The organism is Nocardioides sp. zg-1230, from assembly GCF_013155335.1.
Lineage (GTDB): Bacteria > Actinomycetota > Actinomycetes > Propionibacteriales > Nocardioidaceae > Nocardioides.
The window spans coordinates 229,204-245,089 of the sequence record NZ_JABJQZ010000005.1 but is presented as its reverse complement, the minus strand read 5'-3'; the positions used below and the strand labels follow the sequence as shown (position 1 = coordinate 245,089).

Below are 15,886 nucleotides of genomic sequence, written 5' to 3'. Positions count from 1 at the left end.
CCTCCTGCTGAGTGACGAGAGAGACACCATGGAACTGACCACCGTCTGGTTCGCCCTGATCGCCGTGCTCTGGGTCGGCTACTTCTGCCTGGAGGGCTTCGACTTCGGCGTCGGGATGCTGCTGCCGGTGCTGGCCCGCAACGAGACCGAGCGACGCGTCATGATCAACACCATCGGCCCGGTCTGGGACGGCAACGAGGTCTGGGTGCTGGTGGCGGGCGGTGCGACCTTCGCCGCCTTCCCGGAGTGGTATGCCACTCTGTTCAGCGGGTTCTACCTCCCCCTGTTGCTGATCCTCGTTGCCCTCATCGTGCGCGGGCTCGCCTTCGAGTACCGCCACAAGCGCGGCGACGACGCCTGGAAGGGGCGGTGGGACCTCGCCATCATCTGGGGCTCGTTCGTGCCGGCGCTGCTCTGGGGCGTCGCCTTCGCCAACATCGTCGCCGGTGTGCCGATCGACGCCGACAAGGAGTTCACCGGCACCCTCTTCACGTTGCTCAACCCCTACGGCCTGCTCGGCGGGCTCGTCACGCTGACGTTGTTCGCCGCGCACGGCGCGATGTTCGTCGCGCTCAAGACCGACGGCGACATCCGCCACCGCGCGCGGGACCTGGCGGTCCGGATCGGTGCCGTCGCCGCGGTGCTGGCCGTGGTGTTCCTGGCCTGGACCCAGGCGAAGACGGGCACCGCCGTCTCGGCGATCGTCTTCGTGCTCGCTGCGCTGTCCCTGGTCGGCGGGCTGCTCGCGGCGGTGCGCGGTCGCGAGGGCTGGGCCTTCGTCGGCACCTTCGTGACCATCGCCCTCGCTGTCATCGGCCTGTTCCTCTCCCTGTTCCCCGACGTGATGCCCTCGACGACCGACCCGGCCTACTCGTTGACGACGACCAACGCGGCTGCGACGGCGTACACGCTGAAGGTGATGACGTGGGTGGCGGTCGTCTTCACCCCGATCGTGCTGGGCTACCAGGCGTGGACCTACTGGGTGTTCCGCAGGCGGATCGCGGTGCACCACATCCCCGCCGCCGAGCTGGCCGAGACCCCGGCGCCGTGAGGCCTCTCGACCCGGCAGCCCTCTCGCACCTCCGTCCGGCCCGAGGCGCCCTGTCGCTGGTGGTGGCGAGCGGGGTCGTCGGCGGCCTGGCCACCGTGGCGCAGGCGTTCGCCCTGGGCGCGCTCGTGGTCGCCGCGGTCACCCCACCGGCCGGCGGCTGGCACGGCTCCGCGTGGGCCCTCGCCGGCCTGGTGCTGCTGCGGACGGCGTCGACGTACGTCGGTCAGCGCGCGGCGGCGCGCGCTGCGGGCGAGGTCTCCGGAGCGCTGCGGCAGCGGCTGCTGGACGCCGCCCGCCGCAGCGACGAGCTGTCGCCCGCCCGCCTGGTCGTGCTGGCCACCCGCGGCGTCGCCGGGGTCGAGCCCTACGTCACCCGCTACCTCCCCGCCCTGGTCCCCGCGGTGGTCCTCCCGGTCGTCACGCTGGCAGCGATCGCCTGGCTCGACCCGCTCTCGGGCATCGTGGTCGCGCTGACGCTGCCGCTCGTGCCGGTGTTCGCCGTGCTCGTCGGGCTCACCACCCGCGACCGCGCCCGTACGCAGTGGCGAGAGCTCGAGGCGCTCTCGGGCCACTTCCTCGACGTGGTCCGCGGGCTGCCGACGCTCGTCGCCCACCGGCGTGCCCGCGCGCAGGTCGAGACGATCCGGTCGGTGACGCACCGCTACCGTCGCGCGACCGTCGACACCCTCAAGGTCGCGTTCGCGTCCTCCTCGGTGCTGGAGCTCGTCGCGACGTTGTCGGTCGCGCTGGTGGCGGTGACGGTCGGCCTGCGGCTGGCCTCGGGGACCATCGGCTTCGAGGTCGCCCTCACCGTCCTCCTGCTCGCCCCCGAGGCCTACTGGCCGCTGCGCCGCGTGGGCGCCGAGTTCCACGCTGCGGCCGAGGGCACCGCCGCGCTCGCCGACGCCGACGCCCTGCTGGCTCGGGCCGATGCCCGGGAGTCCGGAACGGTGCTGCCCACCGCCACCGGCCTGGTGCTGCGAGGGCTGGAGATCGGCCACTCCCCCGATGCCAGCCTGGTCCGCCCGCTCGACCTCGAGATTCCCGACCGCGGCCTCGTCGCGGTCGCCGGGCCGTCCGGGTGCGGCAAGTCCACCCTTCTCGCCACGCTCCGCGGCGAGCTGCCGCCGCTGGCCGGCGAGGTCCGCGTCGGCGGCACGCCACTCGACGACCTCGACCCCGAGTGGTGGCGCAGCCTGGTCGGGTGGGCACCGCAGCGTCCGTGGCTGCTGGCCGACACGATCGGCTCCAACGTCCGGCTCGGTCGCCCCTCGGCCGGCGACGGCGAGGTGTGGGACGCGCTGCGCAGCGTCGGCCTCGACGACGTCGTACGCGCCCTCCCTCGGGGGCTCGACTCCCCGCTCGGCGAGGACGGCGCCGGGCTGTCCGCCGGCCAGCGAGCGCGCGTCGCGCTGGCGAGGATCGTCCTCGCCGGTCGCCCCGTCGTGCTGCTCGACGAGCCCAGCGCCCACCTCGACGAGGAGACCGAGCAGGTCCTCCTCGACACCCTGGCGCTGCTGGCCCGGCGCAGCCTGGTGGTCGTGGTGGCCCACCGCCCGGCCGTGCTCGCGGCCGCCGACCGGGTGGTCGAGCTGTCTCCGACGCCGATGCCCTCCACCGTGGCGGCGGCCGACACCGATGAGGCCGTCCCCGATGTCGTACGCCGCCACCCTGCGGCGGCCCCGGTCGCCGTCGCGGCCGTGGAGGACGAGGGCCGGCCCCGCTGGGGCATGCGGACCGCCACCTCGCTCGGCGCGCTGTCGACCGCGTCGGGCGTCGCCCTCACCGCGACCGCGGGCTGGCTGATCACCCGCGCCAGCGAGCAACCCCCGGTGCTCTACCTGATGGTCGCCATCGTCGGGGTGCGCCTCTTCGGCCTCGCCCGCCCGGTCCTCCGGCACGCCGAGCGGGTGCTGAGCCACGACGTCGTGCTGCGCGAGCTGGCCGAGCGCCGGGCGAAGGTGTTCGCAGACCTCGTCCCCCTGGTGCCGGGGCGTCTCGGCCCGCGCCGCGGCGACCTGCTCACCGGTGTCGTCGACGACGTGGACGCCCTGCTCGACGACCGGCTCCGTGTCCGCCAGCCCCTCGTCACCGCCGTCCTGGTCGGCGCAGGCGCCGCGGCCCTCACCGGCCTCGTCGCGCCGGCCGCGGGTGTGGTCGTGCTGCTGGTCACCGCCGCCGGCGGGCTCGCGTTCGTGCTCGCCCGTCGGGGCGCCGCTGCGGCCGAGCCGCTGGTGGTGACCCACCGGGCACGGCTCGGGACCCGGGTGGAGGAGCTCGCGAACGGCCTGCACGAGCTCGAGCAGTGGGGGGCCACGGACCGGGCCCTCGCCGCCGTGCGCGCGGAGTCGACCGCGCTCGCCCGTGCCGTACGACGCTCCTCCCGCGCGGTCGCAGCAGGCGCCGCGCTGACCAGCGCCGCAGCCGGCCTGGGGGTGGTCGCCGTCGCGGCCCTCGTCGACCCGTCGGCCACCACGCCCGCACGTCTCGCCCTGCTGCTGCTCGTGCCGCTCGCTCTCGCCGACGCCGTCGGCGGGCTCGCCGACGCCGGAGCCCTGTCGGTGCGGGCCCGCGCGGCCCGCGAGCGCCTGGACGAGCTCGCCGCCACTCCCCCGGCGGTGGCCGACCCCGCCGCGCCCGAGCCGGTCCCGGCCGGTCACGACGTGGGGGTGCGCGGGGCCGAGCTCGGCTGGACCGATCGGCCGGTCCTCGCGCTGGACCACCTCGTCCTGCGCCCCGGGGAGCACCTCGGCATCACCGGGCCGTCCGGCTCCGGGAAGTCGACCCTCGCCGCGAGCCTCGTGCGCTTCATCGACCCGGTCCGCGGCGAGGTGCTCCTCGGAGGCACGGACCTGCGCCGGCTCGCGCTCGACGACGTACGCCGCCGCGTCGGCCTCGTGGACGACGACCCGCACGTCTTCGCCTCGACCGTCGCGGAGAACGTCCGGCTGGCGCGGCCGGACGCCGACGACGACGAGGTGCTCGACGCGTTGCGGCGTGCCCGGCTCGGGGAGTGGGTGGACGCGCTTCCCGCAGGCATCCACACCCACGTCGGCGCCGGACGGCGCGAGGTGTCGGGAGGCGAGCGTGCCCGGCTCGCTCTGGCGCGCTCGTTGCTCGCGGACCCGCCGGTGCTCGTCCTCGACGAGCCGACCGCCCACCTCGACGGACCCACTGCGCGCGCCGTCGCGCGGGAGATGCTGGGCTCGGCGGGACGCGCCGGCCGCTCGATCCTGTGGATCACCCACGGCACGGTCGGGCTCGACCAGATGGACCGGGTGGTGCACCTCGAGGCGGGGACGGCCTCGCTCAGTCGGCCTGCTCTCGCGGCGAGCGCAGCGGGAGCGTGAAGGTGAACGTGCTTCCCTGACCCAGCTCGGAGGACACCGACAGCGTCCCGCCGTGCGACTCCGCGATCCGCTGCGCGATCGGCAGGCCGAGGCCGGTGCCGGGCACGGACAGCGCGTTGGGGTTGGTGGAGCGGTGGAAGGCGGAGAACACGTTCTGCTGGTCGGTCACCGAGATGCCGAGGCCGGTGTCGGTGACGTGCACGCTCACCTCGTCGCCGCCGATCGTCATCGCCACGGACACCGACCCGTCCTCGGGGGTGTACTTCACGGCGTTGTCGACCATGTTGTCGATCACCCGGGCGAGCTCCTCGGGGTCGCCGAAGACGATCACCGGCGCCGGTCCCGGCCGGTCGAAGTGGAGCCGCACCCCCGCCTGCTTGGCGCGGATGCTGAGCAGGTCGACGCTGGCCTCGCACAGCTCGGAGAGATCGACCGCGCGCCGCACGGTCTCGCGCCGGCCCTGGATGCGCGAGTAGTGCAGCAGGTTGGCGACGAGGTTGTTGAGCCGGCCGGCGTTGCGGATGATCGCGTCGATCGAGGCGAGGTCGGGGTGCCGGTCGGCGATCAGCTCGGCGTGGCCGAGGATCGCGGTGAGCGGCGTCTTGAGCTCGTGGGAGATGGTCGCGATGAGCTCGCTGCGGTAGCGGGCGAGCTCGCGCAGCTCCTGCACGAGGCGCTGTTCGGTCTCCAGCACGCGCGAGGCGCGGACGGTCTGGGCCAGCAGCCGGCACACCTCGAGCACCGCGTCGGCCTCGTTGGCCGTCACGGTGCGGGCGTGGCGGGCGAAGCCGAGCACCAGGTAGCCGACCAGGTCGTCCTGCGAGACGAGCGGCGAGACGAGCGCGCGGTCCACCCGCATGCCGCGCATCAGCTCCTGCATGCGGGCGGCGCTGCGGGGCAGCTGCGGTGACGACGCGTCGTCGACGCCGAGCTCGATGAGCACCGGGAGGTCCTCGAGCCGGGTGAGGTCCTCGCGGATCTCGGGGACGTCGTGCTCGGAGGTGAAGGCGTACGGCGTCCCGACGCCGAGCTGGCTGCCCTGGGCGTCGCTGGGGAAGGTGCGCACGACCGTCTGCACGGTGCCCAGCGACTCCGCGACGGCGACCACGGCAGCCCCGAGCGCCTGGGAGAGGTTCTGCGCGGTCGCGGCACCGGCGACCGTGGTGAGCATGCGGTCGAGACGCACGCGGTCGGTGAGCCGCTCGCGCTCGCGGGCGTTGGACAGGGCCACGCCGGCCTGCACCGCGAACATCTCGAGCAGCTCCCGGTCGGCCTCGTCGGGGACCCGGCCGTCGGCCGGCAGGTCGACCGCCATGTTGCCGAGGAGCTCGCCGCCCGCCGAGTAGAGCGGCGCGTAGAGCGCGTGCTCGGGGTGCCACGCGTCCGGGTCGCCGGTGGGCTGGAACTCCGGGATCCACGCCGCCTGCAACCGCGCCGCGGACATCCGCCCGGCCGGCACGAAGCGGAGGATGCCCCACTTGTCGGCCTCGCGGAACTCGTCGAGGATCTGCTCGGCCGGGGTGCGGCGGTGGAGTATCTGGGCGACCACGTCGGGCGGGCCGGCGACGTGGGTCATCACGAGCGTGTCGCCCTCGAGCCGGGCGATCGCCGCGACTCCGTAGCCCAGGACGTCGACGACGCCGTGCGCGATCTCCTCGAGGATGACCTCGGTGTCGGTGGAGGAGTTGACGCGACGCATCAGCTCCGCCAGTCGGCTCAACGCGCCCTGGCTGCGCGGCATGTCCACCTCCCCACCCAGGACTGCCGGCCCCGCCGCTGCGGGTCGAGCCGGTCCCGCGTCGATGCTAGGGCCGTCAGGCCTCGATCACCACAGGAATGATCATCGGGCGACGACGGTGGGCACGGTTGACCCAGCGCCCGACCACGCGGCGCACCGTCTGCTGGAGCTGGTAGCTGTCGTTGGTCCCCTCGGCGACGGCCGCGTCGATCGCGTCGATGATCGGCTGCCGGATGTCGTCGAAGGTGGACTCGTCCTCCGCGAAGCCCCGGGCGTGGATCTCCGGCCCGGAGACCACCTTGCCGGTCACCGAGTCGACCACGACGATGACCGAGAGGAACCCCTCCTCGCCGAGGATCCGGCGGTCCTTCATCGAGGCCTCCGACACGTCGCCGATGGTCGTGCCGTCGACGAAGACGTAGCCGACCTCGACCTTGCCGGTCACCTTGGCCACGCCGTCGACGAGGTCGACGACGACGCCGTCCTCGGCCAGGACGACGTTCTTCACGCCGGTGGCCCGGGCCAGGTCGGCGTTGGCCCGCATGTGGCGGACCTCGCCGTGCACCGGCATCACGTTGCGCGGCTTGACGATGTTGTAGCAGTAGAGCAGCTCACCGGCGCTGGCGTGACCGGAGACGTGCACGAGCGCGTTGCCCTTGTGCACGACGTTGGCACCCAGGCGGGCGAGGCCGTTGATCACGCGGTAGACGGCGTTCTCGTTGCCGGGGATCAGCGAGCTGGCCAGGACGACGGTGTCGCCCTCCTCGAGGTGCACGAAGTTGTGGCTGCGCTGGGCGATCCGGCTCAGCGCGGACATCGGCTCGCCCTGCGAGCCGGTCGAGATGAGCACCTGCTTGTGCGGCGGCAGGTCGGCGAGCTCCTTGGCCTCGACCATCACACCGGGCGGCACGGTGAGGTAGCCGAGCTCCTGGGCGATGGCCATGTTGCGCACCATCGAGCGACCGACGTAGGCGACCTTGCGGCCGTGGGCGACGGCCGCGTCGAGGACCTGCTGGACGCGGTGCACGTGGGAGGCGAAGCAGGCCACGATGATGCGCTGGGTGCTCTTGGCGAACACGCCCTCCAGCACCGGGGAGATGTCCTTCTCGGACGTCGTGAAGCCCGGCACCTCGGCGTTGGTGGAGTCGGTGAGGAACAGGTCGACGCCCTCGTCGCCGAGGCGGGCGAACTCGTTGAGGTCGGTGATGCGCCCGTCGAGCGGCAGCTGGTCCATCTTGAAGTCGCCGGTGTGCAGCACGACGCCGGCACCGGTGCGGATCACGACCGCCAGCGCGTCGGGGATCGAGTGGTTGACCGCGACGAACTCCAGCACGAACGGGCCGAAGGTGATCGTCTGCCCCTCCGCGACCTCGTACTGCGCGGTCTCCTTGAGCCGGTGCTCGCGGAGCTTGGAGCCGAGCAGGGCCAGGGTGAGCTTGGAGCCGACGAGCGGGATGTCGCTTCGCTCGCGCAGGAGGTACGGCGTCGCGCCGATGTGGTCCTCGTGGCCGTGGGTCAGCACGAGCGCCTCGACGGCGTCGAGCCGGTCGCGGATGGGCTCGAAGTCGGGGAGGATCAGGTCCACGCCGGGGTGGTGGTCCTCGGGGAAGAGCACGCCGCAGTCGACGAGCAGCAGGCGGCCGTCGTACTCGAACGCGGTCATGTTGCGACCCACCTCGCCCAGCCCGCCGAGCGGGATGACCCGGAGGCCTCCGGCCGGGAGGGGGGCGGGCGCGCTCAGGTCAGGATGGGGATGGCTCAAGGTAGTCCTCGGGTTCGGGGTGTCAGGTGTTCAGAGGAGGCCGGCGGCAGCCAGGCCTGTGCGGAGCGCCGCGACCTCGTGGTCGTCGAGCGCGACGAGCGGGCCGCGGACGCGGCGGTTGTCGAGCACATCGAGCAGCTCGAGGGCTGCCTTGGCGGTGGTGGCTCCGTAGTTGGGGACGCCCATCACGGCCTCGAAGGCCGGGAGGAGCGCCGTGTGGATGCGCAGGGCCTCGGCGTGGTCGCCGCGGACCCAGGCATCGATCATGGATGCGAGCTGGTCGCCCGCGGCGTGCGCGACGACCGAGACCAGGCCGACGCCGCCGTAGGCGAGGTAGCCCAGGGTGTTCGCGTCGTCACCGGAGTAGACGGCGTAGCCCATGTCGACCAGCTCTGCGGTGCGGGCGAGCAGGCCCGAGGCCTCCTTGACCGACCTGACGTGGTCGTAGCGACGCATCGCCTCGTAGGTGTCGAGCTCGATCAGGCTCGCCGTGCGCCCGGGCACGTCGTAGAGCATCACCGGCAGGTCGGTCGCCTCCGCGACGGAGCTGAAGTGGTGACGCAGGCCGACCTGGCCGGGCTTGTTGTAGTAGGGGCTGACGAGCAGCACCGCGTCGACGCCGATCTTCTCCGCCTGGCGGGCGAGCTCGACCGAGTGTGCGGTCGCGTTGGTGCCGACGCCGGCGATGACCGTCGCGCGGTCACCGACCGCGTCCTGGACCGCGCGCAGGATCTCGCCGTCCTCGGCCACCGAGGTGGTGGGGCTCTCCCCCGTCGTGCCGCTGACGACGACGCCGTCGTTGCCGTGGTCGACGAGGTGCGCGGCGATCCGCGCCGTGCCGTCGAGGTCGACGCTGCCGTCCTCGTGGAACGCGGTGGCCATCGCCGTGAGGAGGCGGCCGAACGGGACGTTGGAGCTCATGGCCGAAGGTTATCGCTCCTCCACCGTCGCGCCGTGGTCGCCGAGCCGCGAGCCGGTGTCGGAGGGGTGGTCTACGGTCACCGCATGGCGTACGACGAGGAGCTGGCGCAGCGCGTCGCCGACCTGCTCGCCGGGGAGCCCGGGGTGACGTCGAGGAAGATGTTCGGCGGGCTCGGCTTCATGGTCGACGACCACATGGCGGTCGCGGCCGCCAGCGACGGCTCCCTCATGGTGCGCGCCGACCCGACCGACGCCGAGGCGTGGGTCGACGGCACGTCGGTGGCCCCGATGGAGATGCGCGGGCGCCCGATGACCGGGTGGTTGCTCGTCTCCGCCGAAGGGCTCGACGACGACGACCTCCTTCGGCTCTGGGTCGACCGCGGGGTCGCCTTCGTTCGGACGCTGCCGCCGAAGTGAGCATCGACCTCGCCCTCCCGGAGTGGCTGTCCCCTACCCAACGCTCCAGGATCACCGCGCTCGCCGGGCGCAATCACGCCGCGCACGGCGACGACCTCCTCGGCCTCGTGCTGAGCGGGTCGGCGGCGCGCGACCTCGCGACCGAACAGTCCGACCTCGACGTGATCGTCGTGCTGACCGACGTCGCCGCGGCCGGCCGCTCGAGCACGCACTCCCCCGACGTCGACGAGGCGGTCGACTCGTGGTCCGAGCTGCAGACCCTCCCGCCCTTCGGCACCGAGGGCTGGTGGTACCGCTGGTCCTACGCGTGGGCGCCAGTGCTGCTCGACCGCACGGACGGTGGCCTCACCGAGGCCGTGCGTCGTCAGGCGACCCTGACGCCCGAGGAGGCCGATGCGGTCCTCATCGACCACGACCGGCTCGACGGCTGGCTCAACTTCGCCTACCGCGCGCTCAAGAGCCACCGCGACGGTCGCGTGCTCGAGACCCGCCTCGACGCCGCGGAGTCGGTGCCGTGGCTCCTCGACGTGGTGTTCGCGATGACCGGGCGCGTGCGGCCCTACAACAAGTACCTCCCCTGGGAGCTTCGCACCCACCCCGTCGACGGGTGGCCCGCCGGCGAGCTGCTCGGGCTGGTGGAGCGCACGCTCGAGGGCGACGTCGACGCTGTCCGCGAGACGTTCACGCGGGTGCGCTCGGCCTGTTCGTCGTACGACGCCTCGCGTGGCCACACGCGCACGACAGACACCGTCGCGGGCTGGGGCGACGAGCTGCGACTGTTCGTGGGTCCCGGCTGAGCCGGGCCCTCAGGCGTTGCGGGCCGTGGCCCGGAGCACGGGCAGCACGTGGTGCTCGAGCATCGGCGCCAGGTCGTCGGGGTGGTCGTCCAGCGGGGTCCACCTGACCTCCGCGATCTCGGCGGACGCGACCGGGTCGGCGTCGGACTCCACCCAGAACACCGTCGAGTGCAGGGTGTGGCCGGGCTCGTTGGCGGCCTCCGAGTGGAACTCCCCCAGCAGGGTCGCCTGCTCGATCTCGAGCCCGACCTCCTCGTAGGTCTCCCGCAGTGCCGCATCCCGCGCCGACTCACCGGGCTCGAGCTTGCCGCCGACCAGCATGAACCGCTCGGTCCCCTGCTTGCGGACGGTCAGCACGTGCCCGTCCCGCACGAGCGCGACGGCCGCGACGACGATGTGCCGGTCGCGATCGACGTCCATGGGCCGAGCATCGCAGGTCGACCCCGGACAGCACGCAGCCACCCTGACCGGGGCTTACCCGGCGGGTGGCTGCGTGATGCTGCTCGCTGGTCCGTCAGCCGCCTCTCGGCGAAGGGCCGCTCGTAGCGGCGAAGGTTGAGGCCCGGGGGCATGAATGCGGAGCCAGCTGTCCGGTCCAACGGCACCGAGGCCGGGTTCATTCCCGCGTCCGCGCCGGACGGCCTCGGTCGGCGCACGTGCTGCGGGTCTGGCCCTCGTCAGCGCCCTGCGAGGGCAACATCCGCCGCACGCGCGCGCCGTCGGCCGGGGTGGCGTGAGGAACCGTCGGGCCGTCCGCGGGACGATCCATCGACCCGACGGTTCCCCGCGGTCGCGGGACCGCTCAGCCCAGCGCGCGGCGTACGGCCTCGAGGGCCTCGGCGTCGCCCACGCCGAGGGTGCGCGCAGCGGTGACGTACGACGACGCGGCCTCGCGCAGCGACCGCTCGACGCCGGCCCCGGCCACGAAGGTGCCGGCGCGCCCGCGGGTCTCGACCACGCCGAGCGCCTCGAGCTCCTTGTAGGCCCGGGCCACGGTGTTGGCGGCAAGGTCGAGCTCGGCCGCGAGGGAGCGCACGGGCGGCAGCCGGAAGCCGGGCTCCAGGTCGCCGGCGTCGACCTGGCCACGGATGGCCTCCCGCACCTGCTCGTAGGGCGGGACGCCGGACGAGGGGTCGACCACGAGCCTCACGCCGCGGTGTCCATCCGCTCGAGCCACACCCGCTCGTAGCCGTCGAAGGCCTCCCGCCGGGTCTCCATCCACTCCTCGGCGGGGAACTGCGGGTAGTGCACATCGCCCTCGGGCTCGAGGTCGACCTCGGTCAGCACCTGGTGGGTGGCATGGGGCAGGAGCGCCGCGTAGACCTCGCCACCTCCGGCGACCATGACGTCGCCGGGCTGCGACCGGGCGAGGTCGAGCGCCTCCTCGACCGTGTGGGCGACCAGCACGCCGTCGTGGCTCCAGCCGGCGTGGCGGGTCAGCACGATGGTCGTGCGCCCGGGGAGGGGCCGACCGATCGACTCGAAGGTGGCGCGTCCCATGAGCAGGGTGTGGCCCCAGGTGAGCTCCTTGAACTGTGCCTGCTCACCGGGCAGCCGCCACGGGATGTCGGGGCCGTTGCCGATCACCCGGTTGCGGGCGTGGGCGGCGACGAGGACGACGCGCTGGTCGGGACGGAGCACGGGACCGACCCTACTGATCACGGTCCATGGTCCCTGTTCCCCTCGCCCGAGCCGTGCCACGGTGAAGGGCAGAACCCGACCCCTGGGAGGCTCCGATGAGCACCGAGCACCTGACCTGCCCCGACTGCCACGCCCTCGTGGCCGACCTCGCCGCCCACGAGCGGTGGCACACGCGCCTGGTGGCCGACGTCGCGAAGGCGGTCAGCCAGGCGCTCGAGCGCCGTTGACCCGAGCGCCGTTCAGACGGCGATCGGCGCCTTGATGCCCGGGTGGGGGTCGTAGCCCTCGACCGCGACGTGCTCGAGGTCGAACCCGTCGATCTCGCTGATGCTGGTGTCGAGCACGAGGCGCGGCAGCGGGCGCGGCTCGCGCGAGAGCTGCAGCCTCGCCTGCTCGACGTGGTTGAGGTAGAGGTGGGCGTCGCCCATCGTGTGCACGAAGTCGCCCACCTCGAGGCCGGTCACCTGCGCGACCATGTGCGTCAGCAGGGCGTACGACGCGATGTTGAACGGCACGCCGAGGAAGGTGTCGGCCGAGCGCTGGTAGAGCTGGCAGCTGAGCCGACCGTCGGCGACGTAGAACTGGAAGAGCGTGTGGCACGGCGGGAGGGCCATGTCGTCGACGTCGGCCACGTTCCATGCCGAGACGATGTGGCGCCGCGAGTCGGGGTTGTGGCGGATCCCCTCGACGAGGCGCGCGATCTGGTCGACGTGCCGGCCGTCGGGCGTCGGCCAGGAGCGCCACTGGTAGCCGTAGACCGGGCCGAGGTCGCCGTTCTCGTCGGCCCACTCGTCCCAGATCGAGATGCCGCGGTCCTGGAGCCACTTCACGTTGGTGTCGCCGCGCAGGAACCACAGCAGCTCGCCGAAGACCGAGCGCGTGTGCACCTTCTTGGTGGTCACGAGCGGGAACCCCTCGGCGAGGTCGAACCGCATCTGGTGTCCGAAGACGCTCAGCGTCCCGGTGCCGGTGCGATCGGTCTTCTCCACCCCCTCGTCGAGGATCCGCTGGAGCAGGTCGAGGTAGGCGCGCACGGGGACGACTCTACGTCGTCCGACGCGGCCTACGACCGAGGCACGCGCGCCTCGACGACGACGCACTCGACGTCGAAGACGAAGTCGGCACGCGGGTCGGGGCCGTCGCGCCACGGCTCGCCGAGGGCGTCGTACGCCGTCCGCAGGCGGACCCGCACGTCGTCGGACTGCTCGCGCCACAGGACGCCGAAGTTTCCGACCGAGGTGAGCCCCGCCCACAGGTCGTCGGGAGCCACGCGCCACCGCCAGGCGCGCGTGCCGGAGTGCGTCACGGCGAGCCCCGCCTCGCCGAGGATGCCGGCGAGCCCGTGGGGCGAGCGCTCGAAGTCGCGCTCCACCGGCAGTCGCGGCGACGGGCTGCGTGTCGCGCCGGCCGCGTCGAGCAGCCCGTTCCACATCACCGCCTGCGGCGGCGGGGTCGCACCCCAGATGGTCGCGCGCACGGTGCCGCCCGGTGCGGCCACCCGCGCGAGCTCGCGCGCGCCGGCGCGGGGGTCGTCGACGTGGTTGAGCACGAACGAGGCCGTCACGGCCTCGAACCCGTTGTCGGCCAGGGGGAGGTCGGGCAGGCCCGCGGCCGCCACTCGTGCCCCGAGCGCGGCCGACGCGAGCGCCGCCATCTCCGGGTCGGGATCGACCCCGAGCGCGTCGTGCCCGGCCTCGCGGGCCGCCTGCACCAGTGCGCCCGTGCCGCACCCGACGTCGAGGAGTCGTCCGCCCCGCGGCAGATCGACCAGCATCCACGGGATCGCGCCGGCGCACAGGCCGGCGAAGCTGCGCGCGTAGGCCTGCGCCACGCCCGTCCACAGTGCCTCGGCCACGAGGCGCGACCCTAGCGCCCGGGCCGGACGGCTCAGCGCAACCGCACCGGCCCGTCGGCGAGGACCGTGATCGGGGCCTCGCACGTCCACTCGGTCGGGCACAGCACGACCGCGCGGCGCCCGGTCTCCGACTGCCGCAGCTCGTCCTCCGCACCGGCGCGGCGAGCCGAGTCGACGAGGTGCGCCCATCCGCCGCCGGCCAGGGGCGCGCTCTCCACCAGCACGTCGTCGGGGCCGATCCCGCGCACGGTCGGCGGGACGGGCACTGCGTCGAGGGCGCGGGGAGCCTCGTCGACCGGCTCGACCCCGCCGTCCGCGTTCACGCGCACCACCTCGCCGGAGCGGAGCCGCACCACCACGCCGGCACCGTCGGTGGTGTCGGCGAAGTCGGCGACGAACGCCTCGACCTCCGGCAGCTCGACCACCACCTCCTCGAGGTGCAGCTCGCCCTCGGCGTACCACGCGACGGGCAGCGGGTTCGCCTCCTCGCGCACCGCCGGAGCGGGCGGCTGGCCCGCCCACCAGGCCCACCCCGCACCGAGCACGGCCACGACCGCGAGCACGACGAGGGCCCGGCGGGCGTCCCGACGCCGGTGCGCGGCGCGCAGCCGACCCGCGCGGTCGAGCCACTCCTCGGGCCCGTCGCGCGGGTCACGCGGTCGTACGGCGTGCGGCACCGGCTCCCCCGGCCGCACGGGCAGGCCCACCCGCTGGCGCACTTCCGCCCACAGCGTGACGTCGACCTGCTCGTCGCGCACCCGGCGTCCCCACGACCGCCGCGCGGCCAGCAGGACCCCGGCGACCGCGAGCCGCGCGTCGTCACCCGGGACGCCCTCGTCCTCGAGGCCGCCGACGAGGTCGGGCCACCGCGCGTCGACGTACGTCGCGAAGTCCGACCGGTCCGTCATCCCCGCCCACCTTCCGTCGCCACGACCTTGTGAGCCGTTCGGACCCGGTGGCCGGAGCGGATGGGGTCAGGCGCTCAGCGACATCGGGCCGTACACCTGCCGGTCGTGCTCGAACAGGGTCACCGCGGCGACGCCGTGCTCGGCCAGGTCGGCCCAGATCTCGCCGACCCACGACTCCGCGTCACCCTGGGTGGAGAAGCGCTGGTCGGAGTGACCGGCCACCTCGAGGGCCTCGCCGGACGCATCCTCGAGCCGCCACCACCACGGCCGGTCGGAGGCCGAGGGCTGGCGGAACGTCGGGGGCTGGCCGGGAAGCACGTCAGGACTCCTTGACCGAGGGGTCGACGAAGGGCGGCTTGACCAGCTGGAAGATCTCGCGGCGACCGCGGATGTCGACGCCGACCTGCGCGTCCTCGGCGACCATGGTCGGGATCAGCGCGAGGCCGATGCCCTTCTTCAAGGTCGGGGAGAACGTGCCGGAGGTGATGTCGGCCAGCGGGACGTCGTGGGTGAGGGTGACCCCCATGCCGGGGCGCGGGATGCCACGCCCGACGGCGACGAGACCACGCAGCCGCCGCTTCGGGCCGTCCTCCTTGACCTTCAGCACCGCGTCGCGGCCCCAGAACACGTTCTTCTTCCAGCCCACCGCCCACGACAGCCCGGCCTCCACGGGGTTGGTGTCGAGGCTGATGTCCTGGCCGTGCAGCGGGTAGCCCATCTCGGTGCGCAGCGTGTCGCGGGCGCCGAGGCCGCACGCCGTGATGCCCCACTCCGCGCCGGCGGCCATCAGGTCGTCCCACAGCTGGCCCGCCACGGAGTTGGCCACGACCAGCTCGTAGCCGCGCTCGCCGGTGTAGCCGGTGCGGCACACGACGACGCCCACACCTGTGTCGCCGAGCTCGGCCTCGACGAAGGACATGTAGCCGTGGCCGGTCGGGAGGCCGACCTTGTCGAGCACCTCGTCGGAGCGGGTGCCCTGCACGGCCAGGACGGCGTAGTCGTCGTGGTGGCTCCTGACCTTCACCTCGTCGGGCGCCGCGGCTGAGAGGCGGGCCACCACCTCGGCGGTGTTGGCGGCGTTGGGGATCAGCAGCACGTGCTCGAGGTCGTGCCAGTAGGCGATGAGGTCGTCGACGATGCCGCCGGACTCGTCGAGGCAGAGGGTGTACTGCGCCTTGCCCGGCTCGATCTTGGCGAGGTCGTTGGACAGGGTCGCGTTGACGAAGTCGGCGGCGCCCGGGCCGGACACCATCGCCTTGCCGAGGTGGCTGACGTCGAAGATGCCGACCGCCTCCCGGACGGCCGTGTGCTCCTTGACGACGCCGGTCGGGTACTCCAGCGGCATCGACCACCCACCGAACTCGGCGAACTTCGCACCGAGGGCCTCGTGACGGTCGTGGAGGGGCGACTGCTTGAGCGATCCGGCCATGGCGCGAAACCTACCGC

At 73.4% G+C, this 15,886-nt stretch carries 16 protein-coding genes; 5 read left to right on the top strand and 11 right to left on the bottom strand.

Annotated elements, in window-relative coordinates; genetic code table 11:
• Window positions 1–28: 28 nt before the first annotated feature.
• Both cydB and cydD read left to right on the top strand, forming a co-directional pair.
• Window positions 29–1,051 (top strand): cytochrome d ubiquinol oxidase subunit II, encoded by a 1,023-nt coding sequence (gene cydB / locus HOO61_RS17045; protein WP_172260608.1) that lies wholly within the window; start codon window positions 29–31, stop codon window positions 1,049–1,051.
• Window positions 1,048–4,401 (top strand): thiol reductant ABC exporter subunit CydD, encoded by a 3,354-nt coding sequence (gene cydD / locus HOO61_RS17040; protein WP_172260606.1) that lies wholly within the window; start codon window positions 1,048–1,050, stop codon window positions 4,399–4,401. Before cydB ends, cydD begins: the two co-directional genes overlap by 4 nt.
• Here the strand turns inward: cydD and HOO61_RS17035 are convergent.
• The 3 genes from HOO61_RS17035 to dapA form a co-directional block, all read right to left on the bottom strand.
• Window positions 4,361–6,142: a GAF domain-containing sensor histidine kinase gene (locus tag HOO61_RS17035; RefSeq protein ID WP_172260604.1), complete on the bottom strand. Its 1,782-nt coding sequence runs from the start codon at window positions 6,140–6,142 to the stop codon at window positions 4,361–4,363. The genes cydD and HOO61_RS17035 overlap by 41 nt on opposite strands.
• A 73-nt stretch (window positions 6,143–6,215) precedes the next feature.
• Window positions 6,216–7,901, bottom strand: coding sequence for a ribonuclease J (locus tag HOO61_RS17030; RefSeq protein WP_172260602.1), 1,686 nt, complete (start codon window positions 7,899–7,901; stop codon window positions 6,216–6,218).
• A gap of 30 nt (window positions 7,902–7,931) precedes the next feature.
• Window positions 7,932–8,822 (bottom strand): 4-hydroxy-tetrahydrodipicolinate synthase, encoded by an 891-nt coding sequence (dapA, locus tag HOO61_RS17025; protein WP_172260600.1) that lies wholly within the window; start codon window positions 8,820–8,822, stop codon window positions 7,932–7,934.
• Window positions 8,823–8,906: 84 nt separating this feature from the next.
• Here dapA and HOO61_RS17020 point away from each other — a divergent pair, with 84 nt between their 5' ends.
• Window positions 8,907–9,239: a TfoX/Sxy family protein gene (locus HOO61_RS17020; RefSeq protein WP_172260599.1), complete on the top strand. Its 333-nt coding sequence runs from the start codon at window positions 8,907–8,909 to the stop codon at window positions 9,237–9,239.
• Window positions 9,236–10,036, top strand: a complete 801-nt coding sequence (locus HOO61_RS17015; RefSeq protein WP_172260597.1) for a nucleotidyltransferase domain-containing protein — start codon at window positions 9,236–9,238, stop codon at window positions 10,034–10,036. The genes HOO61_RS17020 and HOO61_RS17015 overlap by 4 nt, the downstream gene beginning before the upstream one ends.
• 9 nt (window positions 10,037–10,045) lie before the next feature.
• Here HOO61_RS17015 and HOO61_RS17010 read toward each other — a convergent pair whose 3' ends face one another.
• The 3 genes from HOO61_RS17010 to HOO61_RS17000 form a co-directional block, all read right to left on the bottom strand.
• Entirely contained in the window at window positions 10,046–10,456 is a 411-nt protein-coding gene (locus tag HOO61_RS17010; protein ID WP_172260595.1) for an NUDIX domain-containing protein, read from the bottom strand.
• Window positions 10,457–10,838: 382 nt separating this feature from the next.
• Window positions 10,839–11,186 (bottom strand): GntR family transcriptional regulator, encoded by a 348-nt coding sequence (locus HOO61_RS17005; RefSeq protein WP_172260593.1) that lies wholly within the window; start codon window positions 11,184–11,186, stop codon window positions 10,839–10,841.
• On the bottom strand, window positions 11,183–11,677 hold the full coding sequence (locus HOO61_RS17000) for a dihydrofolate reductase (RefSeq protein WP_172260591.1): 495 nt from the start codon (window positions 11,675–11,677) through the stop codon (window positions 11,183–11,185). The genes HOO61_RS17005 and HOO61_RS17000 overlap by 4 nt, the downstream gene beginning before the upstream one ends.
• 95 nt (window positions 11,678–11,772) lie before the next feature.
• Between HOO61_RS17000 and HOO61_RS24600 the strand changes: the two genes are divergently transcribed.
• Window positions 11,773–11,904 carry a hypothetical protein gene (locus tag HOO61_RS24600; RefSeq protein ID WP_301539076.1) on the top strand — a complete coding sequence of 44 codons (132 nt, stop codon included), beginning with the start codon at window positions 11,773–11,775 and terminating at the stop codon, window positions 11,902–11,904.
• Between the two features lie 12 nt (window positions 11,905–11,916).
• Here the strand turns inward: HOO61_RS24600 and HOO61_RS16995 are convergent, their stop codons facing one another.
• From HOO61_RS16995 to gcvT, 5 genes are all read right to left on the bottom strand, one after another.
• Complete coding sequence (locus HOO61_RS16995) at window positions 11,917–12,711, bottom strand: thymidylate synthase (RefSeq protein ID WP_172260589.1); 795 nt, start codon at window positions 12,709–12,711, stop codon at window positions 11,917–11,919.
• Between the two features lie 29 nt (window positions 12,712–12,740).
• Entirely contained in the window at window positions 12,741–13,532 is a 792-nt protein-coding gene (locus tag HOO61_RS16990) for a class I SAM-dependent methyltransferase (RefSeq protein ID WP_172260587.1), read from the bottom strand.
• 32 nt (window positions 13,533–13,564) lie between these two features.
• Window positions 13,565–14,440, bottom strand: a complete 876-nt coding sequence (locus HOO61_RS16985) for a hypothetical protein (RefSeq protein WP_172260585.1) — start codon at window positions 14,438–14,440, stop codon at window positions 13,565–13,567.
• A gap of 66 nt (window positions 14,441–14,506) precedes the next feature.
• On the bottom strand, window positions 14,507–14,758 hold the full coding sequence (locus HOO61_RS16980; protein WP_172260583.1) for a hypothetical protein: 252 nt from the start codon (window positions 14,756–14,758) through the stop codon (window positions 14,507–14,509).
• A gap of 1 nt (window position 14,759) precedes the next feature.
• Window positions 14,760–15,869: a glycine cleavage system aminomethyltransferase GcvT gene (gene gcvT, locus HOO61_RS16975; RefSeq protein WP_172260581.1), complete on the bottom strand. Its 1,110-nt coding sequence runs from the start codon at window positions 15,867–15,869 to the stop codon at window positions 14,760–14,762.
• Between the last annotated feature and the right edge of the window lie 17 nt (window positions 15,870–15,886).

What these genes read in the sequence shown, in the direction of transcription:
- cydB (WP_172260608.1), top strand. Translation starts at nt 29, where the DNA reads ATGGAACTGACCACCGTCTGGTTCGCCCTGATCGCCGTGCTCTGGGTC.
- HOO61_RS17020 (WP_172260599.1), top strand. Translation starts at nt 8,907, where the DNA reads ATGGCGTACGACGAGGAGCTGGCGCAGCGCGTCGCCGACCTGCTCGCC.
- gcvT (WP_172260581.1), bottom strand. Translation starts at nt 15,869, where the DNA reads ATGGCCGGATCGCTCAAGCAGTCGCCCCTCCACGACCGTCACGAGGCC.
- HOO61_RS17010 (WP_172260595.1), bottom strand. Translation starts at nt 10,456, where the DNA reads ATGGACGTCGATCGCGACCGGCACATCGTCGTCGCGGCCGTCGCGCTC.
- HOO61_RS24600 (WP_301539076.1), top strand. Translation starts at nt 11,773, where the DNA reads ATGAGCACCGAGCACCTGACCTGCCCCGACTGCCACGCCCTCGTGGCC.
- HOO61_RS16985 (WP_172260585.1), bottom strand. Translation starts at nt 14,440, where the DNA reads ATGACGGACCGGTCGGACTTCGCGACGTACGTCGACGCGCGGTGGCCC.
- HOO61_RS17035 (WP_172260604.1), bottom strand. Translation starts at nt 6,142, where the DNA reads ATGCCGCGCAGCCAGGGCGCGTTGAGCCGACTGGCGGAGCTGATGCGT.
- dapA (WP_172260600.1), bottom strand. Translation starts at nt 8,822, where the DNA reads ATGAGCTCCAACGTCCCGTTCGGCCGCCTCCTCACGGCGATGGCCACC.